Raw genomic sequence first — 24,167 nt, forward strand, 5'->3', positions numbered from 1 at the left:
CCAAAAGGGGGAGAGGTTATAGTTTTCATAAATTTTTAACTTGGGGTTGTATGCCCCTGCGGAACCTGCACAATCTAGACTTTCCGACCGGCCGCAAGAGGGGCTCGCGATACCGGAAAAAGCATAATTATAACAGTGGGTTTCAGGATTTTTCCTGCGGAAGGCAGGCGCCTCCGGTCCGGTAGTTTTATCCACGGAATTGCAACCTTTGCCTGAAAATCGCCCCCGCAGCTGCACCGCCCACCGGCCACCCGATAAAACTCTCGGAGACTAGACGATGACCGGCGCCAAGGATCTCTCGTTACTACCGAGGATCTATGACGCCGTGACGTCAGACGAATTCTGGGAGCAAGCGCTCGCAGCGGTTGCCGAGATCGCGGGCGCGAAGGGCGTCGTGCTCTTCGCCGTGGACCAAACGGGGCAACCCTTTTCGATCCAGAACCACAACGGCCTCTATACCTCTGGCGACATCGAATATTATTTCGAGAACCTGCTGCAATACGATCAGGACGGGTGGCAGCCGCTACAGAGCGAACCCGCCTGCACCCTCATTATCGATCAGGATCTGGTGCCGGATCTCGACAGGATCGCGGAACGCCCCGATTACGCTTGGCTCAAGGAGAGGGTCGGCGTCCTGCGGCGCGGCGGGGCGCGTCTCAACAGCTCGCCCGGTTGGAGCGATACGGTGACGCTTCAATTTCCCGACCAGTTGGATCGAATTTCCGAAGAGCAAAGGCACCGTGCTCAGGCGGTTTTCCCACATCTGGCAAAGGTGGTGGAGCTGCACCGCTCCTTCGCAATCCTGCGCGCTCACTATCACGCGGTGCTGACGGCACTCGATCACGTCAAGGTGGGGGTGTGCGTCGTCTCTGACCGGGGCGAAGTCGTGATCGCCAACAAGGAAGCCGGCCGCATCTTCTCGCTGGGCGACGGGATCGGCTTGGGCAGAAACAAACATATCGTCTGCTCGAACCCGGAGACCGCGGCTGCCCTCAAGGTCAGCATCGTTGAGGCCGTCTCGACCGCGCAGGGGGAGAGCAATATTGCGGAGAAGCTGCTGACTGTGGAGCGTCGAAGCCGAGCCTATCCCTTCCTTCTGGAGATCACTCCCGTTCGAGATGCCGCGGGAGAGGTCGACCGCCATCTCAAGGGCGCTCTGCTCTTCATCATCGACCCGGATAATCCGCGGCCGTTTTCAGTCCCCGCTGTCGCAAGATGCTACAAGCTCACAGAGGCTGAGGCGGATGTCTGCCGCCTCCTGGTGATCGGGATGACCACCCAGAACATCGCGGCACAGAGGTCGGTTTCGAACGAGACGGTGAAGTCTCAGATCGGATCCGTGTTTCGCAAGACCGGGGCGCGGAGCCGCGCTGAGCTGATCCGTCTCACCTTGAGCATCACGCCGCCGATCGAACGGCCCGACAAGCAGCAGGAGCCACGATAGATCGAGCGCTATCGATTCATCTCAGGCCAAGCCGCGAGTCCTTGAGGTGGCCTAGGTACTCTCAGGGAGTGGGGGCGAACGCCTCGAAATGAGTCGACCCCACCTACTCGAACGTCACGGTTTGATCCTCATTGCCGATAAGATCGATGGTCGCAGATGCCGTCCCTGCGGGAATGCGGATATCCGTTTTCGAGCCCAGCCGGAGCAGCAGAACCTCATCGGCGACCGAGCCGGATTGAGACCAGGGTTCGAAATGGCTTCTGACGACCTCGATCTCGTCGGCCTGCTGGACGACTTCGCGTCCATCCTTCAGGTGATAGGCGATCGACCGGACATACGCCGCATTTGGCGAGGCTCCTGCATTCACATAGAGCGTGGCTATATCGGCTGACGGACCCGCTTCGGCAACGATGCGATATGCGGACACACCGGTGCGCCGCTCCAGATTCCAGAAACCGAAATAATATGCGTAGAAGCTGACCGTGAAGAGGATGGAAAAGACCGTCAGCCCGATCGCCACAGGTCTAGTGAACAGGCTGCGTAGCACGTCGAGACCCACGATATTATCCAATGAATAAATGCTCGGCCCGTAAACCATCACGCTGACCGAGATAGCGAAGCCCAAAGCCGCCATGGTCCACTCGTCTAGGCACTCATAGCCCTGCCAGCCGAAGATCAGCATCAGCGCGATATTCAGGAGCGCCGCTCCCAGCGCCGAGATTCGCGTCAGCGCCCCCAGCATCAGTCCGAGCCCCGCCAGCCCTTCGCCGAGGGTCAGGGCGTGGGTCGCAAAATCCGCGATCGCCGGTCGCGCCAGCACCCAGTGGACCACGCTTTCGATGGGAGAGCCCGGCGCCGCCCCCACCAATTTGTTGCCAAGGAAATGGACGCTGTTCACATCGAGCTTGGCGGGCGCATTGTAGAAGCGCCGCCAAGCGCCCGCGAAGAAGACGAAACCCATGGAGAAAGACGAAGCCCGCAAGGCGAGTGCTTTCCCCCAATCATTCATTTCGTCTCGTGTGCTCGACGCGATCATCGCGATACTCCCAGAAATCGATGTGATTTGCGGCTTGAAGAGTTTTGCGACGAGGCGATCGAGCGGGTCTCAATAGCCTCGTCCTGCACGACCTAAAGCGATAGGTGCGCGTATCCCTGGCTGAGGATGACCGTCATGTACGCACTGAGATCGACACTGACATTGGGATCGACCCAGTCCTGCTCGAACTCATGACCGGCGAGCGCCTGTCCGCAGACATGGACGGGAACGCCTGCCTCTCCCAAAGCCTTAATTAGGGGGAGATTGGGATTTTTTGTGCCGAAGCGCTTGGCGTATTGCTCGTCGTTCAGGACGATCGGCGTTGCCGGTCCGTGCACGTCGACGACGAATTTGAGGTGGTCCAGCGGTACGCCCTCGGAAACGAACAGATTGACCAGTCTCCCCACCTTCGCAAGGCTCTGGTTCGGCTTATCGTCCGCTTCGCTTTTCGTCGTCAGTCGGATCACCGCCTTGTAGACTTCAGACGGATCGGGGCGGTAATGGCCATTCGGCACGGGGGTAAATTTGCCGAACGGCACCGCCGGCATCAACGCGTCGTCGCCGGTTTCGGCCCCTTGCGCTGCAACTCCTGAGGCCAGGCAAACGAGCATGGCGGCGGCGATCAGACAGGCATTCATCCGCTGAAACATTGAGGGTCTCCGTGGTTGCTGGACCGGCTTTCGGTGTTCCGGCCATTGAGGGTCTGTGGTGAGACGGCGATCTGAAACCTCAGTCCGCCGGTTCGTCCGTTAGCCTTCTTCACTGCGGGCTTTGTCGACGGCGCGCTTGAACTCATCGAGCTGCGCGACGCCAGGCAGCACGACATTTCCGACGACATATGCCGGCGTTCCGAAGAACCCGAAGGCCTCGGCCTGGGTGTTGTTGCGGCTGATGATTTGGTCGACCCTGGCTTTATCCTGCTCGTAGGCGCGCTGCAGCCTCGCTACCTCGAACCCCGCCTCAGCTAGCTTTGCGTCGATCGCCTCTTCCGAAAGCCGGGCCTTCGTCTGCATCAAAGCCTCGAAGGCTTTTCCATGAGCCTTGCCGGCCGCCAGGGTCAGGCGGGATGCATAGAGGGAGGGCGTTCCTAAGATCGGCCAGTCTTTCAGGACGTGCCGGATATTCCCGTCTTCCGCCACAAACCTCGCCACGGCCGGAAAGCCCTCTTTGCAGTAGCGGCACTGGTAGTCGAAATATTCGACGATGGTTACGTCGCCTTTCGGATTGCCCGACACCGGCACCTCCGGGTCGTAGAACACGGCCTTCTCGGAGAGCGGGTCCGATGCGGCGAAGCTGCGGCTGGCGATTTGGGAAGCGGCGCCAACAAGCGTTGCGGCAAGAAAAGTTCGTCGGTCGAGAGCGAAGCTCATGTCTCATCTCCTTAGTGGGGGGTGCGTTTGGGAGGGGCCACACGAAGGGCGGCTTCGACGAATTGCCGGGGCGACACTTCGCCGATCAGTCGCGTGCCGAAGGGCTCCTGGCCTTCCCGGTTCAGGAAGAGCATGGTGGGCGGCCCAGCCACGCCGAGTTCGCGGATCAGAGCGGCCCGCTCCGAATCCATGTCCGTCACGTCGATCTTGAGTAGCTGAAGACCGGCCATCCGCTCATTCACCTCGGCATCGGCGAAGACGTGACGTTTGATGGTCTGGCAGGCTGCGCACCAGTCGGCAGTGACGTAGATGAGGGTTGGCTCCTCCGACTCGCCGAGATGGCCGGCCAAGTCAGACGCGTTCTCCAGTGCCCGGAAATCGGGTGTCTTGCCGGGACCATGCTGGGCCGCTGCCAGATGGCCAAGCGGGTGGAGCGGATCTGTCCCGCCAGCTCCGGCGCCGATCCCGAGAATCGCGCCGTACAGCACAGCGATGATGCCGGCTGATTGCGCGAGCCTGCGAAGGGGCGTCATTTGATGCGCGAGCTGATCGAATGCTCCGACGAAGACGCCGGTCCCAATCAGCAGGACGGACCAGAGGAACAGCGACGCGGCAGCCGGCAGGATGCGCGAGAGCATCCAAACGGCAAGCGCAAGGAAGACGAAGCCGAAGCCGCGCGTGACGTACGCCATCCAAGGACCGGGCTTGGGCAGAGCACCCGCCCCAAGGGTCCCGAGACCGATCAGGGGAACTCCCTGGCCGAACCCCAGCGCAAACAGCGAGGCGCCCCCTAGCCCCAGGTCACCCGTCTTGGCGATATAGAGCAGCCCGCCCGCCAAAGGTGCGGTCACGCACGGCCCCACGATCAATGCGGAGGTGAAACCCAGTCCGGCGCTTGAGACCACGCCGCTACCTCGCCCAACCGGCAAGGCAGCAACGCGGTTCGACCAGGTTGCGGGCAGTCTGAGTTCGAACAGACCGAACATCGACATCGCCAGCGCAAAGAACATGGCGGCGACAGCAATAATCGCGACATTCGACTGAAGCACCATTTGAAGGTTTTGCCCTGACCAGGCCGCGGCCACGCCAAGCAGCCCAAAAGCCAGCGCCATCGCAAACACGTAGCTTGCCGAAAGGACGAAGCCCCTGGAGGCGGAGAGCTCCTCTCCATTCCTTGCAAGCTGGCCTGCAAGGATCGGATACATGGGAAGCACGCAGGGGGTGAAGGCGAGGCCGAGGCCGAGTGCGAAGAAAGCCGCAATCACCCACAAACTGCCGCCATCCCTCAAAAGCCCGTCGATCAATCCGGCAGATTCGTCCAGGTCCACGTCTGAAGAAGGAGATGCGGATTGCGCGGACTTCGCGCTCGAACTAGCCACCGCGGAACCCGGCATCGTTGCCGCGCTCTCTTTGGCATCGGGACGCTGCCAGATATCCGGAACGCCTCTGCCCTCACCGGACCTCGGCGCTGCCGCCAAGCCGACCCCATCGGAGGACGGGGAATCAAGATTGTCGAGATCGAGACGCTTGGATTGGGGCCGATAGCAGATGCCGTCTTCCTGGCATCCTTGATAGGTGAGAGTCAGCGACCCGCTCGCTGCTTTCAACGTCTCTTCGGATACGGTCGCCGTTACCGAACCATGATAGATTTCGAGCCGGCCGAAATAGGGGTCGTCCTTCGGCTTTCCCGGCGGCGCGTCGATGACCACCTGCTCTCCGTTTTCGGACGTCAGTTCGATACGGTCGCGATAGAGATAATATCCATCGGCGATCTGCCAATTCAGCCGGAGCGCCGCGGACGACGTCCGGTCGACGGAGAGCGCAAAGGCCTCGTCCGCATCGAGCGGCGGCCCGACTTGCGCCTGCCCCGGCTCGGGCAAAGTCAGCAAGCATAATGCGACGAGCAAGCCTCTAAAGATCATCGTACCACCCCTTCATCGTTGTCGGATGGGGAGGTGGGGAGCTCAGCTTAAGGCAGCCTTAAGCTCGCCGGACGATCTGAGGCAACAACGTTGAAACCTGGAGAGCGACCTTGCGCATCCTCATCGTCGAAGACGACGAGCTACTTGGAGACGGCCTGAAGGTCGGTTTGGAGATGAACGGCTTCACGGCCGATCTCGCCACTTCTGTCGCTGAGGGCGATGCAGCGCTGCGCGCCGGCGGCTTCGCTGCGATCGCCCTCGACATCATGCTGCCGGACGGAAGCGGCCAGGAGCTGTTGCGGGACATGCGCCGCCGCGGCGATGCGACCCCGGTGCTGATGCTGACGGCGCTGGACAGCGTCCGCGACCGGATCGAAGGCCTCGATGGCGGAGCCGACGATTATCTCGGCAAGCCCTTCGATCTCGAGGAATTGGGTGCCCGCCTGCGAGCGCTGATCCGGCGCGCCAACGGGCGACAGAAGATGCTGCTCGAATTCGGCGGCGTGACGCTGGACCCGTCCAGGATGGAAGCCGGCAGAGATGGCGAGATGCTCCGGCTCTCGCGCAGGGAATTCACTATCCTCAACGCGTTGATGGAGCACCCTGGCGCCATCCTCTCGCGCGGCCAGCTGGAAGACCAGCTCTACGGATTCCAGGAAGGCGTGGAGAGCAACGCCGTCGAAGTCCATATCCATCATCTGCGCGCCAAGTTCGGCAATCGCTTCATCGAGACGGTGCGCGGCGTTGGCTACAGGTTGCGGGAGTCTTCGTGATGTCGATGCGTGCCCGCCTTTTCGGAATCCTGATCGCGGCCACGGGCCTTCTGTGGCTCTCGGCCACGGCTTGGGTTTATTTCAGCACCGAGGCCCAGGTCGAGCGCGTGCTAGACGCCAGGCTGAGGGAGGCCGCGCGCATGGTGTCATCCCTCATCGACAGCCAGGAGATCGGTACGGCTGTCGCATCTCTGGATGCTGCCCCCCTGCCCGATCCCCAGGATGCGACTTACGAACGCCAGCTCTCCTGCCAGATCTGGTCGCTGAGCGGAGATCTCGTCGGAAAATCGGCGAGCGCCCCGACGGAGCGGCTGTCGGACCACACAGAGGGCTTCGCCGAGAGAACCATCGACGGCGAGACATGGCGGGTCTACGCCGTCCAGAACGAAGAGCGCGGGGTGCAGGTTCTCGTCGGTGACAATCTCGATATCCGATCGCGCCTCGTGAACGACGTGGTCAAGGGATTGGCCATTCCCATGGCTCTTATCCTCCCAGCGCTCGCCGTGATCCTTTGGATCGGCGTGGGCCGCGGTCTTCAGCCTCTTTCGTCGCTTGCGTCAACTCTTCGCCGGCGCGATGCCGATGACCTTCGTCCCTTCCCCGACTCCGGCCCCAAGACCGCCGCCGAGATCCGTCCGCTGATCGAAAGCCTCAACGAGCTGTTCAACCGCCTTGAGGATATGCGCGGGCATGAGCGCCAGTTCCTCGCCTATGCCGCTCATGAGCTCAAGACGCCGCTGAGCGGTCTGAAGACTCAGGCCGAAATTGCCTTGAAGTCGGACAAGCAGTCGGTACGAAGCACGGCCCTGAGCAATATCCTGACAGGGGTAACGCGCACGACGCGGCTGGTGCGCCAACTACTCGCCATGGCCGAGGCGGAAGCCGCCACAGCCGATACACATCAGGTTCGTCTTTCCCAAGTGGTGCAGGAAGCGGTCGCGGGCCATACGACAGGCGCCGATGACCCGGAGATTCGGCTTCACATCGATCCTGACTTGGACGATATCGACATCGCCACGAACGAGACGCTGCTCGTCCTCGCCTTGCGCAATCTGATCGAGAATGCGCAGAACCACTCCCCACCCGGCGGTTCGGTGGAGATCCGTTGGACCGGCGCCGGAATCGCGGTGGAAGACGAAGGTCCCGGCATGTCAGACGAGGAGATCGATCGCGCGACCGATCCGTTTTTCCGGGGGAGTAACCGGACACCGATCGGAAGCGGTCTTGGCCTTGCGATTGTCGATGTCTGCGCGCGAAAACTCGGCGGCCGCCTTGTCTTATCTCGGCGCGCGCCAGCCGGCCTTTGCGCAGAGATTCGTTTTTTGTCTGAGACGCAGTAGCTACTGATCCGACAACTTGGGTCACAGAGAGGAGAGCCGCATCACTCTCCCCTCTGCAATCGCGCAGAACAGCAGCGGGTCGGGATCGAGCCTACCAGTCCACCTGAGCACGCATGGCGACACCGGTGATATCGGCACCGTTGTTGATGCCGCCGTCAATCTCGGACTGGGCGACGTTGAGCATCAGGCGCGTATAGTCGTTGAGGTGCCAGTTGACGCCGAGCAGCCAGGTGTCCTGGGTGCCGCATTCGGCGCAGCCGCCCTCGGACAGGTCGATGGTGTCGTACCGGGCGGCGACCTGCCAGGCGCCCCAGCCACCGTCACCCACGGGATTCTTGACCTTCACGCGGCCGAAGACACCTTCGTCGTAGGGGCGGTGCTCGCCGGTCAGGAAGTAGCTGATATCGGCGTACCAGCGTCATAGACGGGATCGAAGCCGAAGCTCGGCGCATCCACCTTGTTTTGCATGTACTCGCTCTGAACGGAGAGCGGACCCCATACCCCGGCGAGTTCCAGGCCCCATAGGGTATCGCTGGTTCCGATCTCCCCAGTATCGACGAAGCGATCGGTGAGATGGAAATCGTCGGCGCGCTGGCTGTAGCGGTATTCCGGCAGATCGCCATGCTCGCGATGGCGGACGCTAGCGCCGAAATGCAGCACCTTATCCTCAGTTAGGATAGGCGCGACCGTGCCGCGAGCAGCGTACGTGCTTCCCTCGTCGAAGGCGGAGTCGGCCGCGTTGGCGCCGAAGATGCCAGCACCGAGGGTCCATTGCTCGCGCTTGATATCGGCACCGGCACCCACCTGGCGCTCGAGGCCAAACGCATCGGTGATGGCCGCCCGCTCCATGAAGGTCGTGTAGCTGGAACTCATCAGCTCCTCGAGCGAGTTGTAGGTCTTGAACTGGCCCAGGGTGAGGTCCACGGGAAGTCCCGTGTAGCTGACCCAGGCGTCGTAGATCTCCGCCCCGTCGGCGAAGTTCATCTCGAAACGGTATTTGACGTCGGAGAACATCACGCCATCCACGCCGAGCCGCGCCTGACGGATTTCCGTGGCGTTGACGTCCGGCGCGCCGGTGATGGTCTCATCCTGATCGGCATTGGTGTAGTCGGCAAAGACCCGGCCGCGGACCTTGAACTTGAAGTCCCCGTCCTTGCTCGAGATCTCCGGCGCGCCCTTCCACTTCACCGAGATGTCGTTGCCGTCATCGGCCGCTGGCGCGGCAGACGCCGCCGCGCTCCGCGCTGCTGCTGCGTTGGCTTCCGCGCGTGCCGTTGCCGCCTGCGCCTGATTGACCTGGCTTTGCAGCATCTGCAGCTGGGACTGCAGCGCCTGGATCTGGGCTTGAAGCTCCGCCGCCGATTGAGCCTTCGCATAACTGGGAAAGCCGCTGGCCAGCAGCATCGCGCCCAGCCCTGCGGCCAGGTAAGTTGCTGAATTCGCCCCCATTTTCTTGTTCTCCTTCTAAAGTAGACACTAAAAGACTACCTAATGAGTAGAGTTTTACAATATGAGGATTTTCCTTTCTCGCCGGGCTTTCGGAAACGGATTTGCGCGGGCGCCGGACGGCGCAGGCCGGACCGTGCGCAGCTTAGAAATAGACGATGTGAATACCCAGAATCGCCGCCCCGCCGGCGAGCAGCACGAGTGGCACTCCGAGACGCGGAAAGTCGAGGAAGCGGTAGCCGCCGACGCTCATCACCAGGGCGTTGTTGTGGTGACCGAAGGGGGTGAGGAAGTCGAGGGAAACACCGATCGCGACCGCAATCAGATAGGGCTCAGGGTCGACTCCCGCCCCTTTCGCTACCGCAATAGCGATGGGCGCCAGCGCGACCGCTGCCGAGACGTTATTGACGAAGGGCGTGAGCACCACGGCACAGAACAGCAGGCTTGCGAGAAGCAGCGTGGGATGGTCGGAGCCAATCATGTCGATGACCGCTTCGGCCGAAGCGTTGGCCAGGCCAGTGGTCGCCACTGCCTCCCCGATGGGGATCATAGCGGCGAGCATGATCAGGATCGGCCAATTCAGGTCGGCCACCAGATCGCGAAGGTTCGCCGCGCCAAACAAGGAGAGCGCCAGGATCGCGCCACCGAAGGCGATCTCCGGCGGCAGCAGATTGGTGGCGGCCAGTAGCACGGCGACGGCAAAGGCGGCGAGGGAAACCCAACTTCCTTTCGCCGGGGATTCGAAGCTCTGGGGTGCGAGGGGCAGGCAATCCGTTTCATAGAGAGCGGCCGCGATTGCGTCGGGTTCACCGTGGAGCATCACGATATCACTCGGCCGGAACTGCACATCGCTGAGGCGTCCCTCGATTCTTTGATGTCGCGTCGCGATGGCGACCAAAGCAATATTGCGACTTGAGAAGGCCGCAACAGTGTCAGGAGTCGATCCGACAATCATGCTCTGGGGGAGCACGATCGCCTCGATGACGTCACCGCTTCCCGATGGCGCAGAATTGAACTCGGTGTCGCCAGAGACCGTCAGAGCTTCGATCGCGGCTGCGGGGGCTTCAACGAGGAGAACATCGCCCGGCTCAATTCGCATCCTCTCGCGATGTCCGAAGACATGGCGCCCGTCGCGGAGATGGCTGTGGATCTGCCAACCATCGTTTTCGGCTTCGGCGAAGCTGCGGCCACACAGGCTCGAGCCCGTCGGAATACGGAGTTCAGTGACGTAAGCGGATTCGTTCGCACCCGTCTCCTTCTCGGTTCCCTTGGAGGACCGCCCTAGGATGCGGGGCCCCGCCAAGACCAGAAAAGCGAGACCCACAAGCGTTGCGGGTAGGCCGCCGATTGCAATGTCGAAGAAGCCAAGCGACGTGCCGGTGGACGATTGGTCAAAGCTCGCGACTACGAGATTCGCCGGTGTTCCGATCAAGGAGCAGGTGCCGCCGAGGAGCGTGGCGAAGGAAAGCGGCATCAGCAGCCGTGCCGGTTTCGTTTCGCCTGGCTTGCAGAGCGCCAACGCCACGGGGAGCCAGAGTGCGAGCGCGCCGATGTTGTTGATGAAGACCGAAGTGAGCGCCGCTAGGCCGCAGATCGTGGCCAGCAGAACCGGCTCGCTTTCGGTGATGGTTGCGAGCCGCCGCGTGATTCCGTCCATGAGGCGGGAGCGGGAAATGAGCCGTGTGAGGATCAGCAGCTCGGCGAGTGTGATTACCGCCTGGTTTGCGAAGCCGGAGAAGGCGGAGGTCAGCGGGACGAGACCGAGCAACAGTGCGGCGGCGAGCCCGCTCAGCGCCACCAGCTCGATCCGGAAGCGGTCGACCGCGAAGGCGCACAGGAGCCCTGCAAGGAGCAGGAGCAAGATGATTTGCTCTGGGCTCATGGCCTCTGCCGATTTCCGCGTTCCAGCTCGCGCCGGCGCGCCGGGTCCTTCGCTCGGCTAAGCGGGGAAGAAGCGCCAACGCCGCGGCAAGACCGAGATGCTGTCTCCCAATTTGTGCCGGGAATTGGCGGGTAGCTCAATCTCGATATTGCGTGCCACGCCCTCCAGCCAGACCTCGGCCAACCGGGCGCGTCCGCTGCGCCGGATGACCATGATGGTGCCGTGGATGGTGCCGTCCGGAACGCCCAGGAAATCCACATCGTCGGGTCGGAAATAAAGTTGCCCTCTTCCCTGCGGGAGGCTGCAGGCCGGGAGATTCAGTGCCTCGGACCCAAGATAGATTCGGCCAGCGGCGACAGCTACTGGCACGACGCTCGACTCGCCGATGAAGGAAAAGACGAAGGGCGAGCTCGGCCGGTCGTAGATATCGTCGGGTGTGCCAACCTGCTCGATGCGGCCCTGGCTCATGACCACGACGCGGTCGGCGAGCTCCATGGCCTCCTCCTGATCGTGGGTAACGAACAAGGTCGTATGCCCGGTCTCGTCGTGGATGTCCCGCAACCACCTGCGGAGCTCCTTGCGCACCTTGGCGTCGAGGGCGCCGAAGGGCTCGTCGAGCAAGAGCACACGGGGCTCGATGGCGAGCGCCCGGGCAAAGGCGACCCGTTGGCGCTGTCCGCCGGAAAGCTGGTTCGGATAGCGGCGGCCGAGGTCGGCGAGCTGCACCAGATCCAGCAGGGATTCGGCCCGCTCCCGAATGGCCCCGCGGCTGGGGCGGCGGGCATAGGGCCTGGCGCTTAGGCCGAATGCGATATTGTCGAGCACGGTCATATGACGGAACAACGCGTAGTTCTGAAACACGAAGCCGATATTGCGGTCCTGTACCCGGAGCTTCGATGTGTCCTCCTCGTCGAAAAGAATCCGTCCCGTATCGGGGAATTCCAGCCCGGCGAGGATGCGCAGCAGCGTGGTCTTGCCGGAGCCCGACGGTCCAAGCAGCGCGACCAACTCGCCGCCATCGATCTTGAGGGACGTTTCGTGCAGCGCCGCCGTGGTGCCGAATGTCTTCGAGACACGGTCGATCGTCACGTCCACCGGATCGCTCCAGCCGCGGGCCAGATCCGCGGTGGCCTTCTCTCGTGTCGGGGTTACCAAGGCATCCATGACCACCTCCTAGTGACGGCGAACGCCCGCGATCTGGTCGGCGTAGAGCCATTCCAGCACGAGCTTGATGATGAGGGTGAAAAGGGCCAGCAGCGCCAGCAGCGATGCGACGGCGAAGGCGGCCGCGAAATTGTACTCGTTGTAGAGAATCTCGACATGCAGCGGCATGGTGTTGGTCTCGCCGCGGATATGGCCCGAGACCACGGAGACGGCGCCGAACTCGCCCATGGCGCGGGCGTTGCAGAGGATCACGCCGTATAGGAGCGCCCACCGGATGTTTGGCAGGGTGACATGCCAGAAGGTCTGCCAGCCGCTGGCGCCGAGGGTCAGGGCGGCTTCCTCCTCGTCGGTGCCCTGCTCCTGCATGAGCGGAACGAGCTCACGGGCGATGAAGGGAAAGGTGACGAAGATGGTCGCGAGCACGATGCCCGGGAGCGCGAAGACGATTTCGATGCCGTATTGGCGCAGCAGGGACCGAGAGCGCTCTGAGCACCGAACAGCAGGATATAGATCAGGCCTGAGATGACCGGCGAGATCGAGAACGGCAGATCGATCAGTGTATTGAGCAGGCTCTTGCCGCGGAACTCGTGTTTGGCGATGGCCCATGACGCGGCGACGCCGAAGACGAGGTTGGCCGGCACTGCGATGCCCGCAGCGAGCAAGGTGAGCTTGAGCGCGGCGACGGCGTCGGGCTCGGAGATGGCCTCCCAGAAGGCAGCCGTGCCGGCGCGGAAGGCCTCGGTGAACACCGCGCCCAGAGGCAGCAGGACGAACAGCCCGAGGAAGGCCGCCGCGATGGCGATGAGCGCCCATCGCGCCGCACCGGATTCGTCCGTTGCGCGTCGCTGGCTCCCCCTGCCGGGCAGCAAGGGCGCGATCGCGGCCATGCGGCCGTCGGCATAGGCGATTTCGGACATTGCATCAGACATGGGTCAGCCTCCGGCGCTGCCAAAGCTGGATCAGATGAATGAACAGCAGCAGCGAAAAGGAGATCAGCAGCATGGCCGCACCGATGCCGGTCGCGCCCGCGTAGTTGAACTCCTCCAGCCGGATGACAATGAGCAGCGGGGCAATCTCCGACACGTAGGGAATGTTGCCGGCGATGAAGATGACCGAGCCGTACTCGCCGACGGCACGGGCCAGAGCGAGGGTGAAGCCGGTGAGAATGGCGGGCGTGAGCGCCGGCAGCATCACCCGCGCGATGGTGCGTACCCGGCTTGCACCGAGAGTTGCGGCCGCTTCCTCCAGTTCGCGGTCGAAATCCTCCAGCACGGGCTGCACGGTTCGGACCACGAAGGGAAGGCCGACGAAAATGAGCGCGATAACGATGCCGATGGGCGTATAGGCCACCTTGATACCGAGGGGCGCCAGCAGGCTGCCGATGGGGCCGTTGGGCGCATAGAGCGCCGTCAGGGCTATGCCCGCGACGGCCGTGGGTAGCGCGAACGGCAGATCGACCAGCGCATCGAGGATGCGGCGCCCGGGGAAGGAATAGCGCACGAAAGCCCAGGCGATGATCAGGCCGAACACCGCATTCACCGATGCCGCGAACAGTGCCGTCAGGAAGCTGAGGCGGAGGGCCGCCAAGGTCCGCGGCTCGAGCACGATGCTCCAGAAGCCGCCCCAGCCGAGGCTGGCGGCGCTGAGCACCAGGGCTGCCAGCGGCAGCAGGACGATCAGACCGAGATAGACGAGGCTGAAGCCGAGAGTCAGACCGAAACCCGGAATGACACTCGGCTCCTTCCATCGCCATCCGCCTGTGGAGACGGCAAGGCTCATGGTCTAGCTGCCCTTCTTATAGATCTGGTCGAAGATGCCGCCGTCATCGAAGAAGCGAGGCTGCGCCTCCTTCCAGCCGCCGAAGGCGTCGATGGTGACCAGATCGAGCTTGGGGAAGCGCTTCAGGTCCGCCGCATCGGCCAGCGCGGGCTTCGAGGGGCGGTAATAATTCTTCGCCGCCAGCCCCTGGCCTTCCTTGCTGTAGAGGAATTCCAAATACGCGTTGGCGACCTTTTCGGTGCCATGGGCCTTGGCATTGCCGTCGACCACGGCGACCGGCGGTTCCGCCTTGATGGAGAGCGTTGGCACGACGATCTCGAACTGGTCGGGCCCCAGCTCCTGGAGGGCGAGGAACGCCTCGTTCTCCCAGGCGAGAAGCACATCGCCTATGCCCCGCTGCACGAAGGTGGTGGTCGCACCGCGCGCGCCCGTATCGAGCACCGGCACATGCTGGAAGAGCTTGGAGACATACTCCTTCGCTTTCTTCTCGTTGCCGCCGGCCTTCTCGCCATAGGCCCAGGCCGCCAGGAAGTTCCAGCGCGCTCCGCCGGAGGTCTTCGGGTTCGGGGTGATGACCTCGACGCCGTCCTTCACGAGATCCGGCCAGTCCTTGATGCCCTTGGGGTTGCCCTTGCGGACGAGGAACACGATCGTCGAAGTGTAGGGCGCACTATTGTCGGGAAGGCGGGAGCGCCAATCGGCCGGGATCTTGCCGGTCTTCTCGGCGATGGCATCGATATCGGCGTCCAGGGCCAGGGTGACGACATCGGCTTCGAGCCCATCGATCACCGCACGGGCCTGCTTGCCCGAGCCGCCATGGGACTGCTTGATTGTGACCTCCTCGCCGGTCTCCGCCTTCCAATGCTCGGCGAAGGCTTCGTTGAACTTCTTATAAAGCTCGCGGGTCGGGTCGTACGACACGTTGAGCAACGTCGACTGGGCCTGGGCGGCGCCCGCCCCAAGGCTTGCCAGAGCGAGGATCCCGGCTGCGGCCAGGCTCGTTCGGAGCCGGCTTATCTTCACGTTCGATCGGTAGGCGTTCATGTTTCTCTCTCCTGTCCGAGTTGGAGATTAAACACTACTAACCTAGTCGAGTTTCACAAGTCGGCCAAATACCAATTTGGCGCAGACCGACAATGCGGACGGTGCTTTGATGTTCGGGATTTGAGAAAATTCGTTTCGCGGGCTTGGCGCCCGGTCTAGGCGCTCTTCGCTTCTGAGACGCCATCATCGGCTATTACGCCAAGACCCGGCTGCTGGAGCGCCTCGGCGATGGTCACTCTGTCGAGCACGTCGCGTGCGCTTTCTGCCACGCGCGCGAACACCTGGCGAATTTCACAGGTTTTCTCGTCTTTACAGTCGTTACAGGCTTTGTAGGCCGTGCGACTCAGGCAAGGCAGCGGCGCGATCGGTCCGTCGATGATCCGCAACACCCGGCCGAAGGTGATCTGATCGGCGGGCATACGGAGTTCGTAGCCGCCCGAACGTCCGCGTCGGCTGGCGACCAGCCCCTGATATTTCAGGTCGAGCAGAATCTGTTCGAGGAATTTCCGCGGGATCTTCTGGCCTTCGGCGATCTCCCCGATGGTCGGCGAGCTTCCCCCCGCCAGAGCGAGGAGCGCGCGGAGCGCATATCGTGCCTTTTGAGAGATCATAATCTCTATCTAGTTACTCGAGTTAGCAGCCGAAGACAATATCGCGGGCGTGACGCTATTTCCGCACACAGGAAAGCCTGAGCCTCGAGCGAGAGCTCGGGCAGAATGGGAAGGAGACTTGGGTGGCTGGGGCGCAGGATTCGAACCTGGGATCACGAGACCAAAACCCGTTGCCTTACCACTTGGCCACGCCCCATCGCTTTTCGAAAGCGGCTTCCGCAGGGAGCCGGCCGGGCGACCGGCGGGCGGCGCTTCCCGATGCGGAGCATCGCGGTGCGCTTACGGAAGGAGCGGACCATACAGGCTGAGACAGACGCTCGCAACGGGGTGAAACGCTTTCCGGAATCGCCTTTCACCTTCCCCTTACAGCGCGCTCTCACACGCCTTGCAGGGCCAAAGGCAACCGTCTATATACGGACGCTTCTCACGGATACGGAGTGTAGCGCAGCCTGGTAGCGCACCTCGTTCGGGACGAGGGGGTCGCAGGTTCAAATCCTGCCACTCCGACCATGGGGATTCCCGAAAATGGCCGCGCCTGGCGGCTCGCTGGACGGCAACAGACGATCGGTGCGCCGATGGTCAGATGCCGATCGCCTCGTACATTCCCTTGATTCGCGTGATGGCCAGAACGTAGGCCGCCGTGCGCAGATCGCCGATATCGGCGCGTTCCGCACGCAGCTCGGACATGTTGGCGAAGGCCGAGCGCATCTTCTCCTCAAGGCCGGACCGGACGAGATCGAGCTCGGTCCCGCCGGTGGCGAAGCTCGCCTTCTGCTCCGGCGTGAATTTCCGGCCGAGCGCATCCTCCAGACCTTCCACCAGACAGGCCTGCTCGTGCTCGCGCTGACGGCGCTGCATGAGGCCGAAGGGGATATGGCCGATATTCTTCACCCACTCGAAGTAGCTCACGGTCACGCCGCCGGCATTGGCGTAGAGATCGGGAATGATGACGATGCCGCGCTCGTTTAGGATCCGGTCGGCTTCGTAGGTGACCGGACCGTTGGCCGCCTCGACGATGAGCTTTGCGTCGATCCGTTCGGCGTTGTCGTGATTGATCACGCTCTCCAGGGCGGCTGGGATGAGGATATCGCAGGTCTCCTCCAGGGCGGCGCTTCCGTCTTCGGAATAGCTGCCGTCGGGGAAGCCCTCCACCTTGCCTTCAGAATCGAAATGCCTCTTCAGGGACTCGATATCGAGTCCCTTTTCCCGCCTGACGACGCCGTCGCGCTCGATCACCGCGACGATCTTACAGCCATCGGCTGCGAGGAACTTGGCGGCGTGATAGCCGACATTGCCCAAGCCCTGGACGATCACCCGGCACTCTTCGACGGTCTTCGGGAGCTTGGTGCGGCTCAGCTCGCGCTCGGTGTTGAAGAACTCGCGGATGGCATAATAGACGCCGCGCCCTGTCGCCTCGATACGGCCATCGATGCCGCCGGCCGCGACGGGCTTGCCCGTCACGCAGGCCGAAGCGTTGATGTCCTGGGGGTTCATGCGCAGATATTCGTTCGCCATCCAAACCATGGTCCGTTCCGACGTGCCTACGTCGGGGGCCGGAACGTTGAGGGCGGGGCTGATGAAGTTCTGGCGGGCGAGCTCCTGGGTGAAGCGGCGCGTGATGCGCTCCAGCTCGGCATCGCTCCAATCGGTGACGTCGATCTTGAGGGCGCCCTTGGAGCCGGCGAAGGGCAGCTCCATCAGCGCGCATTTGTAGCTCATCAGCGCCGCCAGCGCCTCGACCTCCTCCTGGTCGACGCTCGGCGCATAGCGGATGCCGCCCTTGGCCGGTGCGGGATGGTTCGTGTGGACGGCGCGCCAGCCTTCGAAGGTGTACATCCTGCCGCGCAGGCGGACCCCGAAACGGGTGATGTATGTCTCGTTGCAGATGCGGATCTTCTCCGAGAGTCCCGTCTGCATCGGCACAAGCTCGGCGGCGCGCAGGAACATGGCGTCCACATCCGCCAAGAAGCCGCGATGGACAATTCTCTCCGAGGGATTCCGAATCGAGTCCATCGGGCACACTACCCTGACGGGAGCCACATCCCAAACGCCGCCGGCTGGACCGGGTTTATCGCCGGTCCGACCGGCGCGGCTCCGATCCGGCCATGCGCGCGAGGGTAACCCAGAAAACGGCGAACAAAATCAACGAGAAGCAGCCCGAGACGAGTGCTTTCTCCAGGCTCGGCGCCTTCAGATTGAAATAGGCCATCTGGAAGAGGTTCAGGGCCACAAGTCCCCAGAGCATCCAGTCGGTACGGACCCGGCTCAGGGCATAGCTTCCAAGCGGCGCCATGATCAGCACCACCGGATAGGCGCACAGCCAGGTCTGCACCTGCTCGCCGGTGAGACCGGCGTCCCAGAGAGCGCGATAGAGCGAGCCGGCCACGCTGACCGCTGCCATAAGCAAGATGCTCTGCTGGGTGGCGATCTTCTCGTTCATGCGGAAGCGCGTGACAAGGAGCGTATAGAGGACGATGTCGGCGCCCGTGCCGAACAGGCTTGCGCAGAGGCCGCCGGCGAAAAGCACGAGAAGCAGTGCGACCCGGTCGGTGAGATCCGAGACGTGCAGCCGGGTGCGAGTGCCGCGGTGACGGCTCCAGGCGTAGGCAAGCGCGAAGGTCAGGATCAGGCTGAGGAAGAGCGCCTGGATGATGAAGGTTGGGATCTCCTGCAGCAGGAGCATACCGACGACGAAGCCGATAAAGGCGACGGGCACGAACCACAGAACCGGGGCGTAGGCTGCCAGGTCCGCCCCCTTTCGCGATAGGATCCAGACGCTGGCGGAGGTCATGCCGACGCTCTGGATCATCAGGCTGAAGTCGCGCGCCGTCGCCCGGTCGATATCGAGGAAGACGCTGAGAACGGGGAAGGCGACAGCGCCGCCGCCCTCGGGCGTCAGGCCGGCGACGAAGGCGCCGAGCACCATGATGGCGGGATAGAACCAATGGTCGAGCAGAAAGGAGAGGCTGCTCAGCCAACCGAACAGCGCAAGCCACAGCAGCATCATGCCGCCGTACCAGGCGCGGAAGATCCAGCTTTGAAAGAACATGAGGCGCGGGCCACTGCCCGGCGGTGGCAAGCGTCAGGAAGGGATCGAAACACGCCGCCGGCACCGGGATGATGCCGGGAAGTCCCGAGACGTGCCAGCGGTTTCGGAGTCGGCAAGCCCGGCGCGCCCCGGGGCTCAGGTCCCGCCCGCAGGCTTCGCTCTGCCTTTGATGGGCAGGGCGATATGGCAAGCGAAGCCTTCCGGCCCGTAGACGGGCTCCCAGCTTCCCCGGAACTGAGACCGCACCAGACCCCCGATGATCTGTGTGCCGAGGCCGGTTCGGGTTGGCTCCGTCGCCGACGGCCCGCCGCTCTCCTTCCACTGGATCGAAAAGGTCTCGTCATCCTGCCAGTGGCAGCGGATCAGGACGCGCCCGCTCTGCACCGAGAGCGAACCGTATTTCGATGCGTTGTTGGCGAGCTCGTGGACGATCATGCCGAGAGAAACGGAGGCGCTGGCGTCAAGAAGCGCGTCTACACCGGCGAAATGCAGCCGGTCCTCTGCGCTGGTCTCGAGATACGGCTCGATCTCATCGATGATGATCTCTCGTGCCGAGCTCCCCTCCTCGGAAGCGTACATCAGCCGATCGGTGGAGCGCAGCAGGCAGTTCATCCGCGTATCGACACAGTTCACCAGTTCTGCCGGCGAGCTGGCCGCGCGCTCGCACAAGCTCATGATGGCACGGACATTGGCGAACACATTCCGGATCCGGTGCCCCGCCTCGTTCAGGCGCAGCTGCATCTGCTGCTCGTCCTTACGGCGCTGGCTGACATCGCGGAAGACCATGACCGCGCCGATGATGTCGCCATTGTCGTTGCGGATCGGCGCTGCGCTGTCGTCGAGAGGCCGAGTCCCGCCGTCCCGGCATCTGAGGACCGCCGTCTCCGTCAGCACCACGATGTGACCCGCCGAGAGCGCCCGGCGCACGGGACTCTCCAAAGCCTCCCCGCTTTCCTCGTGGCGGAGGTCGAACACGTCCTCGATCGGGCGGTCGACGGCCTCGGCCTCGGACCAGCCGGTGAGCCTTTCCGCAACGTCGTTCATGAATTCCACGCGGCCATCCGCATCGCTCGCGATGACGCCGTCACCGATGCTGGCGAGGGTCTGGGCAAGCCAAGCCTGCCGTGCCTCGGCGGCCATCTCCATACTGCGAAGCTGCTCGGCAAGCCGGGAAAAGGCGACCAGGCAGGCGCCGGTCGCCCAAATGGCGGCCACGGTGACGGCGCGGTTGATGGCGATCGCCCAGACCGGCTCCCCCGTGGCCGCGGAGCCGAGGAGAGCGCCGACGGCCAAAGCTGTCGCCAGGCCGCACATGGCGAGGGTCGCGTATCGTTTGGAGTGGCCGAAGGTGGTGAGGACCGCGAGGACGTAGCAGGCCCCGAGACCGCCTCGCAGCGGAAGCAGAAGCTCGGCGAGAAAGGCGGCGACAACCAGAATCAGACCCGCCCAGGGGAGCAGGGTGAGCAGCGTGCTCTTGATATCCCCAGCGGACCGCACTTCTTTGAAGCGATCCGGATATGTCAGGCTCATCCACGGTACTCCGCACGACAAGCAAATAAGCCGCTGCCACTCATGGAAAGGAATATGCGCGTTGATTCGGGCCCCGTCTGTCGGACACCCGACATTCGGCCGAGGGAGAAAGTGCTAGGTCCCCTCCACCTCAACTGATTGGATAGGTGAATGGCTGGATCAAACGAATTTGCGAACCGGATCCTCCGCAACATGTCGGAGAGCGCAGTGGATATTCTCAGACCGCATCTCCAGCGGATCGATTGGGGTCCGCAGCAGCCAATCCTCAATCCGGGCGATACGATCACCGATGTCTATTTCCCGGAGTCGGCCGTTCTTTCACTCGTCTCACCGGCGAGCGATGGCCGGGTTCCGGAGCTTGCGAGCATCGGGCGGGAGGGGATTGCCGGCTGTGTCTCGGCAATCGGCAGCGGCACCACGTTCAGCCAGTGGGTCGCGCAGGTGCCGGGCCGCGCGCTGCAATGTCCGGCCTCCGCGTTCGAGGCCGCCTTCGATCAGAGCCAGGCTTCCGGCAGGCCACGATCTGCTACATGGAGGCGCTGCAATGCCAGATCATGCAGTCGGTCGCCTGCAACGCCATGCACCCGGTGGAAGCGCGGTGCTGCCGCTGGATTCTGATGATGCGGGACCGAAGCGACAGCGACGAGCTGGCGCTGACCCAGGAATTTCTGGCGGAGATCCTTTCGGTGCACCGCTCGAGCGTTTCGCTCACACTCGGCACCCTGCAGCAGGCGGCCTATCTGCAGGTCAAGCGCGGGTCGCTGCGGATCGTCGACCGCGAGGGTCTGGAGAACGTGTCCTGCGATTGCTACCGCATCGTCCGTGACCGCTTCGAGGACCTGCTGCCGGGCACCTTCATTCCTCAATAGAGCGCTTGTTCATCCTGCAATAGAGCGTTTGCCGCCCTACTTCGTCGGAAACAGGAAGGTCGCCACGGCGCGCATGCCCCAGTCGGGACCGCCGTCGGGACTGTCGAGATAGGCACGGCCGCCGACGCCCAGCTGCACGGGCTGGTTGCCGAGATGGTAGATATGGCTGACCACGAGATTGAGGGGGATGCTCTGCTCGTTCGCCTCCCAATCGAAAGTCGCCTCCATGTCGAAGGTCAGGCTGGTCGAGTCCTTCCACGTATAGGTGATGAAGGGCTGCAGGTAGCCCTGGTTCACCTCCGGCCTGAACTCGCCGCCCGAGGTGTCGGCATAGGACCAGACCTGATTGGCGAGAGCGCCGTAGGTCCAGCCCGATTGCTGCTTGAGGATCACCACCGTGGGGCCCACGGCCCACTTTCCGGTGCCGAGATCGCGGTCGGTCGCGGTGGGCCAGAGAAAGGCCGGCCCTACGCCCCAGATTACCCCGCTCTTGGTGGATTTCGGCGAGAGGAAGAAGCTCTGAAGAGTGTCGCCGAGGCCGAACTCGTTATCGAGCCCTGGGGCCGCGGCTTGGAAATCGAGCACCGGCACGATGGTGCGGGTGATGAGGTTCCAATCCTCCGAAATGCTGACCGGGATCACCGGCTGGATGTTGAGCGTGCTGTGCTCGCCGTCGGACGGCCCGAAGCAACAATCGAAATTATACTGGAAAGGGACGCTGATGAGGTTGGCGATGGGATTGGCCAACTGCTCTGCAAGATCGGCACTATCGTCGCCGCGGCCGGACCGGCTGCGAGGATCCCCGCCATGACGAGCGTGAGGCAGCCGAATTTGGTGGCACCGCCTCCACCTCGATGATGCTTGAGGGTGCGCAAATTCTTCAAGCCCTATCGCAGGTTAGTCCGAATCTTAGCGGGCAATCTTATCACCGAAACGGCGGGGCGGATGCTGCGATTGGCCGGGTGCGCAAACTTGTGTGGACAACTTCGAGCGCTGCGCAAGCCGATCCTCAAGGCTGGCGTCCCACGAGCGGCGTCCCGGACCCATGCAACGCAGCGATTACCTTTCCCGGTGCGACAACTTGACACCAAGGTTATCGCCGGGTAGCCGCATTTCTTTTCGACCAATCGGCCCCCCACGAATTCGGGGCAAATTCATATTGCCGAGTCTTTTCGAAGGAAGGTGACCATGGCCTCTTCCCGGAGTGTCGAGACGAACCGTCGCGACGTCATTGCCGGTCTCGCAGCCCTTTGCGCCGGAGCGTCCCTGCCCTTTCCGGCTTTCGCCCAGGCCGCGGCTGCCACCTCGAGCGACAAGACCTCGCTTCCCCTTGGCAAGGCCGAACCCTATTCGTTCGAAATCCTGAAGGCGCGGGCGGAGAAGCTTGCCTCCGAGCCCTACAAGGACACGCCGCCGAAGGCCGCCGACATTCTCGAGACGGTCGATTTCGACGCCTATCAGAAGATCGCCTTCAAGCCGGAAATGGCCTTGTGGCCGAGCCAGGACATGCCTTTCTCGGCGCAGCTTTTCCATCTCGGACGCTACTTCAAGGCGCCGGTCGAAATGCATGTCGTTGAGAACGGCGCTGAGCAGCCGATCGGCTACACTCCGGATGCGTTCAGCTTCAAAGACGCGGCCATGCGGAAGAAGCTGCCGGCGGATCTTGGCTATGCCGGCTTCCGGCTGATGGAGCCCGGCGGCAAGGCGGATTGGCTGGCCTTTCTCGGTGCGAGCTATTTCCGGTCGGCCGGTCCCGACGGTCAATATGGGATGTCGGCGCGCGGGCTCGCCATCGACACAGGCCTGGCCCGTCCGGAAGAGTTTCCGCATTTCTCCGGCTTCTGGCTGCACCGGCCGGAGGCGGGCGCGACATCGATGATCGTCGATGCGCTGCTGGAGAGCGAGAGCTGCACCGGCGCCTACCGGTTCGTGATCTCCGGGCCGACGACGATCGTGATGGACATCACGGCCAATCTCTACATGCGCAAGGATATCGAGCGGCTCGGCATCGCGCCGCTGACCAGCATGTACTGGTATGGCGAGACCACGCCGCGGCCGAACAAGGATTGGCGGCCCGAGGTGCATGACAGCGACGGGCTCGCCATGTGGACGGGGGCCGGAGAGCGGCTTTGGCGGCCGCTGAACAATCCGGAAGTCACCCGGACAAGCAGCTTCACCGACGACAACCCGAGAGGGTTCGGATTGCTGCAGCGGGACCGGGATTTCGCCGAGTATCAGGACGACGGTGCGTTCTACGAGAAGCGGCCGGGGGTTTGGATCGAGCCCGTGGGCGATTGGGGCAAGGGCGAGGTGCAGCTGCTCGAGATCCCGACCGACGACGAGATCTACGACAATATCGCGGCCTATTGGAAACCGGCGGAGCCGATCACGGCGGGCAGCGCCCATACCTTCGAGTACAAGCTTCACTGGGTGGCGGAAGAGCCCTACCCGCCCCATGTGGGCCGGGTCGTCGCGACGCGTCTGGGCCAGGGCGGCACGCCCGGCCAGGAACGGCCGGACAATGTGAAGAAGTTCGTGGTCGATTTCGAAGGCGGGCCGCTTACGAAGCTCAAGCAGCGCTTCGATGTGGAGGCGGTTGTCGATGCGTCCCGCGGGACTGTCGACAATCCTTTCGCCATCAAGGTCGTCGGCACGGACCGCTGGCGGGCGATCTTCGACCTCGAGGTCGATGGCGAGGAGCCGGTGGAGCTCCGCCTCTATTTGACCCTTGAGGGCGAAACCCTGACGGAGACCTGGCTCTACCAGTACCTGCCGGCAGCCGCCCCGCCCGTTCAGCGGTCTTAGCTCCCTCACCCCACCACGCCCCTGGTGCGGGGCGTGGCCGGCTATTCCGGTTGGACGTCTCTGACGCGTGTTTTCTTTGGGTCGTAGTGTGAGAGTGTGACGA

The 24,167-nt window shown here is 63.0% G+C and carries 21 protein-coding genes, 2 tRNA genes and 1 pseudogene; 7 read left to right on the top strand and 17 right to left on the bottom strand.

Going from position 1 to position 24,167, the window contains the following annotated elements; all coding sequences use genetic code 11:
* Positions 1 to 277 precede the first annotated feature (277 nt).
* Positions 278 to 1,444, top strand: a complete 1,167-nt coding sequence (locus tag A7A08_RS15055) for a helix-turn-helix transcriptional regulator (RefSeq protein ID WP_069096287.1) — start codon at positions 278 to 280, stop codon at positions 1,442 to 1,444.
* 103 nt (positions 1,445 to 1,547) lie between these two features.
* Here A7A08_RS15055 and A7A08_RS15060 read toward each other — a convergent pair whose 3' ends face one another.
* From A7A08_RS15060 to dsbD, 4 genes are all read right to left on the bottom strand, one after another.
* Positions 1,548 to 2,453 carry a TQO small subunit DoxD gene (locus tag A7A08_RS15060; protein WP_169823032.1) on the bottom strand — a complete coding sequence of 302 codons (906 nt, stop codon included), beginning with the start codon at positions 2,451 to 2,453 and terminating at the stop codon, positions 1,548 to 1,550.
* Positions 2,454 to 2,572: 119 nt separating this feature from the next.
* Complete coding sequence (locus A7A08_RS15065; RefSeq protein ID WP_208430655.1) at positions 2,573 to 3,130, bottom strand: DsrE family protein; 558 nt, start codon at positions 3,128 to 3,130, stop codon at positions 2,573 to 2,575.
* 99 nt (positions 3,131 to 3,229) lie between these two features.
* The gene (locus A7A08_RS15070; RefSeq protein WP_069096289.1) at positions 3,230 to 3,850 is read right to left on the bottom strand and encodes a DsbA family protein; all 621 of its coding nucleotides are present in this window, start codon (positions 3,848 to 3,850) and stop codon (positions 3,230 to 3,232) included.
* An 11-nt stretch (positions 3,851 to 3,861) separates the two neighbouring features.
* On the bottom strand, positions 3,862 to 5,739 hold the full coding sequence (gene dsbD, locus A7A08_RS15075; RefSeq protein WP_169823033.1) for a protein-disulfide reductase DsbD: 1,878 nt from the start codon (positions 5,737 to 5,739) through the stop codon (positions 3,862 to 3,864).
* Positions 5,740 to 5,882: 143 nt separating this feature from the next.
* Here dsbD and A7A08_RS15080 point away from each other — a divergent pair, with 143 nt between their 5' ends.
* Both A7A08_RS15080 and A7A08_RS15085 read left to right on the top strand, forming a co-directional pair.
* Positions 5,883 to 6,545 carry a winged helix-turn-helix domain-containing protein gene (locus tag A7A08_RS15080; RefSeq protein WP_069096291.1) on the top strand — a complete coding sequence of 221 codons (663 nt, stop codon included), beginning with the start codon at positions 5,883 to 5,885 and terminating at the stop codon, positions 6,543 to 6,545.
* Positions 6,545 to 7,885 carry an ATP-binding protein gene (locus A7A08_RS15085; RefSeq protein ID WP_083226846.1) on the top strand — a complete coding sequence of 447 codons (1,341 nt, stop codon included), beginning with the start codon at positions 6,545 to 6,547 and terminating at the stop codon, positions 7,883 to 7,885. The genes A7A08_RS15080 and A7A08_RS15085 overlap by 1 nt, the downstream gene beginning before the upstream one ends.
* Before the next feature lie 91 nt (positions 7,886 to 7,976).
* Here the strand turns inward: A7A08_RS15085 and A7A08_RS17225 are convergent, their stop codons facing one another.
* The 9 genes and pseudogenes from A7A08_RS17225 to A7A08_RS15130 all read right to left on the bottom strand — a co-directional run bounded on the left by A7A08_RS17225 (position 7,977) and on the right by A7A08_RS15130 (position 16,007).
* Positions 7,977 to 8,288 carry a porin gene (locus tag A7A08_RS17225; RefSeq protein ID WP_083226847.1) on the bottom strand — a complete coding sequence of 104 codons (312 nt, stop codon included), beginning with the start codon at positions 8,286 to 8,288 and terminating at the stop codon, positions 7,977 to 7,979.
* Positions 8,273 to 9,334, bottom strand: coding sequence for an OprO/OprP family phosphate-selective porin (locus A7A08_RS15095; RefSeq protein WP_083226848.1), 1,062 nt, complete (start codon positions 9,332 to 9,334; stop codon positions 8,273 to 8,275). The genes A7A08_RS17225 and A7A08_RS15095 overlap by 16 nt, the downstream gene beginning before the upstream one ends.
* 142 nt (positions 9,335 to 9,476) lie before the next feature.
* Positions 9,477 to 11,213: an SLC13 family permease gene (locus A7A08_RS15100; RefSeq protein WP_069096295.1), complete on the bottom strand. Its 1,737-nt coding sequence runs from the start codon at positions 11,211 to 11,213 to the stop codon at positions 9,477 to 9,479.
* A gap of 57 nt (positions 11,214 to 11,270) precedes the next feature.
* Positions 11,271 to 12,308, bottom strand: a complete 1,038-nt coding sequence (locus A7A08_RS15105) for a sulfate/molybdate ABC transporter ATP-binding protein (protein ID WP_069096304.1) — start codon at positions 12,306 to 12,308, stop codon at positions 11,271 to 11,273.
* Positions 12,309 to 12,386: 78 nt separating this feature from the next.
* Positions 12,387 to 13,264: pseudogene (gene cysW, locus A7A08_RS15110) on the bottom strand (sulfate ABC transporter permease subunit CysW).
* Between the two features lie 34 nt (positions 13,265 to 13,298).
* Positions 13,299 to 14,156: a sulfate ABC transporter permease subunit CysT gene (cysT, locus tag A7A08_RS15115; RefSeq protein ID WP_069096296.1), complete on the bottom strand. Its 858-nt coding sequence runs from the start codon at positions 14,154 to 14,156 to the stop codon at positions 13,299 to 13,301.
* A 3-nt stretch (positions 14,157 to 14,159) separates the two neighbouring features.
* A complete protein-coding gene (locus tag A7A08_RS15120; RefSeq protein WP_069096297.1) occupies positions 14,160 to 15,200 on the bottom strand; it encodes a sulfate ABC transporter substrate-binding protein in 1,041 nt (346 codons plus the stop codon).
* A gap of 155 nt (positions 15,201 to 15,355) precedes the next feature.
* On the bottom strand, positions 15,356 to 15,811 hold the full coding sequence (locus A7A08_RS15125; protein WP_069096298.1) for an RrF2 family transcriptional regulator: 456 nt from the start codon (positions 15,809 to 15,811) through the stop codon (positions 15,356 to 15,358).
* 123 nt (positions 15,812 to 15,934) lie between these two features.
* A tRNA-Gln gene (locus A7A08_RS15130) sits at positions 15,935 to 16,007 on the bottom strand.
* 237 nt (positions 16,008 to 16,244) lie between these two features.
* Between A7A08_RS15130 and A7A08_RS15135 the strand changes: the two genes are divergently transcribed.
* Positions 16,245 to 16,321 (top strand) — tRNA-Pro (locus A7A08_RS15135).
* A gap of 69 nt (positions 16,322 to 16,390) precedes the next feature.
* Here A7A08_RS15135 and A7A08_RS15140 read toward each other — a convergent pair.
* The 3 genes from A7A08_RS15140 to A7A08_RS15150 all read right to left on the bottom strand — a co-directional run bounded on the left by A7A08_RS15140 (position 16,391) and on the right by A7A08_RS15150 (position 20,390).
* Positions 16,391 to 17,824, bottom strand: coding sequence for a Glu/Leu/Phe/Val family dehydrogenase (locus A7A08_RS15140; RefSeq protein WP_069096299.1), 1,434 nt, complete (start codon positions 17,822 to 17,824; stop codon positions 16,391 to 16,393).
* 55 nt (positions 17,825 to 17,879) lie between these two features.
* The gene (locus A7A08_RS15145; protein WP_069096300.1) at positions 17,880 to 18,860 is read right to left on the bottom strand and encodes a sulfite exporter TauE/SafE family protein; all 981 of its coding nucleotides are present in this window, start codon (positions 18,858 to 18,860) and stop codon (positions 17,880 to 17,882) included.
* 135 nt (positions 18,861 to 18,995) lie between these two features.
* Positions 18,996 to 20,390 (bottom strand): sensor histidine kinase, encoded by a 1,395-nt coding sequence (locus tag A7A08_RS15150; protein WP_069096301.1) that lies wholly within the window; start codon positions 20,388 to 20,390, stop codon positions 18,996 to 18,998.
* A 192-nt stretch (positions 20,391 to 20,582) separates the two neighbouring features.
* On the opposite strand from A7A08_RS15150, the gene A7A08_RS17680 reads away from it, so the two are divergent.
* Both A7A08_RS17680 and A7A08_RS15765 read left to right on the top strand, forming a co-directional pair.
* The gene (locus tag A7A08_RS17680) at positions 20,583 to 21,008 is read left to right on the top strand and encodes a cyclic nucleotide-binding domain-containing protein (protein ID WP_425349039.1); all 426 of its coding nucleotides are present in this window, start codon (positions 20,583 to 20,585) and stop codon (positions 21,006 to 21,008) included.
* Positions 20,921 to 21,259 carry a Crp/Fnr family transcriptional regulator gene (locus tag A7A08_RS15765; RefSeq protein WP_169823034.1) on the top strand — a complete coding sequence of 113 codons (339 nt, stop codon included), beginning with the start codon at positions 20,921 to 20,923 and terminating at the stop codon, positions 21,257 to 21,259. The genes A7A08_RS17680 and A7A08_RS15765 overlap by 88 nt, the downstream gene beginning before the upstream one ends.
* 36 nt (positions 21,260 to 21,295) lie before the next feature.
* Here the strand turns inward: A7A08_RS15765 and A7A08_RS15160 are convergent, their stop codons facing one another.
* Entirely contained in the window at positions 21,296 to 22,006 is a 711-nt protein-coding gene (locus A7A08_RS15160; protein WP_208430656.1) for a hypothetical protein, read from the bottom strand.
* 441 nt (positions 22,007 to 22,447) lie between these two features.
* On the opposite strand from A7A08_RS15160, the gene A7A08_RS15165 reads away from it, so the two are divergent.
* Positions 22,448 to 24,064 carry an OpgD/OpgG family glucan biosynthesis protein gene (locus tag A7A08_RS15165; protein WP_069096302.1) on the top strand — a complete coding sequence of 539 codons (1,617 nt, stop codon included), beginning with the start codon at positions 22,448 to 22,450 and terminating at the stop codon, positions 24,062 to 24,064.
* The last annotated feature ends 103 nt before the right edge of the window (positions 24,065 to 24,167 follow it).

Origin of the sequence: Methyloligella halotolerans (assembly GCF_001708935.1) — a bacterium.
In the GTDB taxonomy this organism is placed as follows: domain Bacteria; phylum Pseudomonadota; class Alphaproteobacteria; order Rhizobiales; family Methyloligellaceae; genus Methyloligella; species Methyloligella halotolerans.